Origin of the sequence: Variovorax boronicumulans (assembly GCF_029892485.1) — a bacterium.
Taxonomy (GTDB): Bacteria; Pseudomonadota; Gammaproteobacteria; order Burkholderiales; family Burkholderiaceae_C; genus Variovorax; species Variovorax boronicumulans_B.
The window spans coordinates 1-3,956 of sequence record NZ_JARXVG010000036.1 but is presented as its reverse complement, the minus strand read 5'-3'; the positions used below and the strand labels follow the sequence as shown (position 1 = coordinate 3,956).

1 protein-coding gene is annotated in these 3,956 nt (G+C 61.6%); it reads left to right on the top strand.

Annotation, left to right across the window (positions count from 1 at the left end; genetic code table 11):
- Window positions 1-3,956, top strand: a 3,956-nt coding sequence (locus tag M2282_RS30915) for a MupA/Atu3671 family FMN-dependent luciferase-like monooxygenase (protein ID WP_280812586.1), incomplete at both ends; no start/stop codon positions are given.

Below are 3,956 nucleotides of genomic sequence, written 5' to 3'. Positions count from 1 at the left end.
TTCGTCAACACGCTCGTGCTGCGCACCGACACCTCGGGCAACCCCAGCTTCAGGGATCTGCTGGCGCGCGTGCGCGAGACCAGCCTGGCCGCCTATGAGCACCAGGACCTGCCGTTCGAGCGCCTCGTGGAGGTGCTCAACCCGGTGCGCTCCATGGCGCGACATCCGCTGTTCCAGGTGACCCTCGTCCTTCAGAACAATGCCCGCCCCGACTTCTCGCTGCCAGGGTTCAAGGCAAGGTTCGAACCAGCAGGCACCCGCGCAGCCAAGTTCGACCTCTCGTTCACCTTGTGGGAACAACGCAGTCACGACGGAAAGCCACAGGGCATCGAAGGCCATGTCGAATTCGCCTCCGACCTGTTCGAGCGCGACACCATTGAATGGCTGATGCGACATTTCGAGACGTTGCTTCGAGCTGTAGCCAAGGACCCGACGACGCGCTTGTTCCGCATTCCTCTGCCGCGTCCTGCACAGTCAATCGCGATCACGTCACATTTGCTCAAACCGGTAAATCCCTTTACGGAATTCACGAGAGACGAGATCGAGCAGTCCCTAACTTCTCGTTTCGAAGCACAAGTCAAACGCAATCCGGCGGCCATCGCGCTCACGTACGAAGAAACGACTTGGAGCTATACCGAGTTGGATCAAAGGGCAAATGGCATTGCCAACGCATTGCAACAAATGCTCGGAGAAGGAACGGGTCGAGTCATGCTGCTGTTCGGTCATGGCGCCGAAATGGTCGCGGCCATGATTGGCGTCTTGAAAGCCGGCAAGACGTACGTTCCTCTTGATCCCCTTCATCCAGAAGACCGTCTCAAGTTCATCGTTGGCGATTCGGAAGGCGAGGCGCTTGTTTGCGAGCATTCCCTGGTGAAACTTGCAGTCACCATCTGCGCCGATCGAAGCATCCCCGTTCTTGATCAGTCGACGCTCCCACAAGCGGAGACCTGCATCACCCTTCGCCGTCCAGAAACGCCGACCTACATTCTGTATACGTCGGGGACCACGGGGCAGCCGAAAGGCGTTGTGCAGATTGATCGCAATGTCCTGCATTTCATCGCCACATACACCAATGCGCTTCACCTGAGCGCTTCCGATCGGCTGACGCTCTTCAGCTCCTACGGCTTCGATGCCTCGGTCATGGACATCTACGGAGCGCTATTGAATGGAGCTTCGCTGCACATCTGTGACCTGCGACAGTCAGAAATCACAGAACTGCGCGCCTGGCTCGATCAACACCACATCACTGTCTGGCATTCCACGCCCACAGTGTTTCGCGTCGCAGCCAGCGGCTTTGGTCCCTCCGCAGTTACTTCAACCCGCTTGATCGTCCTTGGTGGCGAGGAATCGGTTCCTAGCGACCTGAATCTCTTGCAGAAGCACTTTGGGCCGCAATGTCTTCTCGTCAACGGCTACGGGCCGACCGAGTCAACCGTCACAGCGCAATTCTTTGCCGATGCACAGACGAAGACGAATGGCGCTCGCCTTCCCATTGGCCATCCGGTGGAGTCGACCGAGGTGGTGCTTCTCGATGCAGACGGCCAGCCGACCGACCTGTTCGGCGAATTGGCCATCTGCAGCGAGCACATCGCGCGTGGCTACCTCAACCGCCCCGGCCTGAGCGCCGAGCGCTTCGTCGCCAGCCCATTCGGTGCCCCGGGCAGCCGCATGTACCGCACCGGCGACCTGGCGCGCTGGCGCGCCGACGGCGTGCTCGACTTCCTCGGGCGCGCCGACCAGCAGGTCAAGATCCGCGGCTTTCGCATCGAACCCGGCGAGATCGAGACCACGCTCGCCCAACTCCCGAGCGTCACGCAAGTTGCCGTCATCGCGCACGAGGATGGCACCGGAGACCGACGCCTTATCGCCTACCTTGTGGCAGATAGAGCAACATCGATCGTGCGAGAGAAGCACCCTGAATTCGGATTGTTCTACTTCGCCGATGCCGGACAGGGTCAGGAACAAGACCTTTATCGTCTCTACACCGAAGGAGCCAAGTTCGCGGACAAGAACGGCTTCGCAGCCATCTGGACACCGGAGCGGCACTTCACTCAAGTGGCTGCAGCCTTTCCGAATCCTTCTGTGCTCAGCGCCGCGCTCGCGATGATCACCGAACGCATTCAACTTCGCGCAGGCAGCGTCGTCTTGCCGCTGCATCATCCACTGCGCGTCGCAGAAGAATGGGCAGTGGTTGACAACCTTTCTCGGGGACGAGCGGCCATCGCGTTTGCCTCCGGGTGGGTTCCAGGGGATTTCATCTTTGCGCCAGACGCCTATGTCGATCGCTTTCAGATCATGCTCGATGGGGTCGAAAAAGTGCGGGCGCTATGGCGCGGCGATGCACTGACCGCGCGCAATGGAACGGGCCAGGAGACTCAAGTCCATTTGTTCCCTAGACCCGTCCAACCGGAATTGCCAACCTGGATTACGGCGAGCAAGAGCCCGGCGACCTTCGAAGCCGCAGGCCGAATGGGGGCGAACGTCCTCACGGCCCTGCTGAATGTCACTGTTCGCGAACTCGCCGGCAACATTCGCATCTATCGCGAGGCCCTGCGGGCCAATGGCCACGATCCGGAGACACGGAAAGTCAGCCTGATGTTGCATACATTCGTGGGCCCGGACGATGAGACGGCACGTCGCATCGCCTACGAGCCGATGGCTCAGTACTTCCGCTCTCATACTGAACTTCGCAAGAGCGTGCTGCAAGATCTCGGGGGGGCAGGGCCTAACAATACGCTCACCGAAGTCGATGCCGAGCAGCTCATATCCGTTGCGGTTCAACGGTACTTCGGCACCTCCTCACTGATTGGTGGCCCAGAGACCTGCCTGAATGTCGTACGCGGCCTTCAGGAAATTGGGGTTGACGAGTTTGCTTGCCTGATCGACTTTGGAGTTGCCACCGACACGGCACTGGAGAATCTGGTGCATCTCCGGACCGTGATGGAAGGCAGTCGCTTTGCGCCGCCACCCAACGCCGCGGAGCTCAGGGCGCACCTCGGCACGAAGCTACCCGACTACATGGTGCCCGCGCACTACGTCTGGCTCGATGCCCTGCCGCTCACGCCCAACGGCAAGCTGGATCGCCGCGCACTGCCCGCGCCGGACTTCACTCCGCTGAGCATCCGCGCGCCTCGCACGCCCCAGGAGGAGATCCTGGCCTCCCTCTTTGCCGATGTCCTGGGCATCGCCCAGGTGGGCATCGACGACAACTTCTTCGACCTGGGTGGCCACTCCCTGCTGGCCACCAAGCTCATCAGCCGCATCCGCTCCGCCCTGGGCGTCGAGATCGCCATCCGCACCCTCTTCGAGGCTCCCACCGTCGCACAACTGGCGCACAGGCTGAGCGAAGCACAAGTCGCACGCGAGGTCCTGCGCCCGATGGCTCGGCCCAGCCTGATCCCGTTGTCCTACGCACAGCGTCGTCTCTGGTTTCTCTATCGGCTCGATGGCCCCACCGCGATCTACAACGTCCCTGTCGCCATGCGCCTGACCGGCAAGCTGGACGACGACGCCCTTGAACAGGCCCTGGCCGACCTGGTGACCCGCCATGAGAGCCTGCGAACCATCTTCCCGCAGACAGCGGACGATGAACCACAGCAGCTCGTTCTTTCACCTGAGGCGGTTCCCTCCGTCCTTCAGGTGGTAGACGCTTCCGAGGCCACGCTAGCCCGACAACTTGCAGAGGCTGCTGCGCATGGCTTCGAACTCGCACACGAGGTCCCCTTCCGCGCCTGGCTGTTCCATCTCGATGCCGAGCATCACGCCCTGCTGCTGCTGCGCCACCACATCGTCAGTGACGGATGGTCCACCGCACCTCTGGCGCGTGATCTGGCCGCGGCCTATGGCGCGCGCTGTGAGGGCAAGCCGCCGGCATGGGCACCGCTGCCCGTGCAGTACGCCGACTACACCCTCTGGCAGCACGCGCTGCTGGGCCATGAGAGCGAGTCCGACAGCGT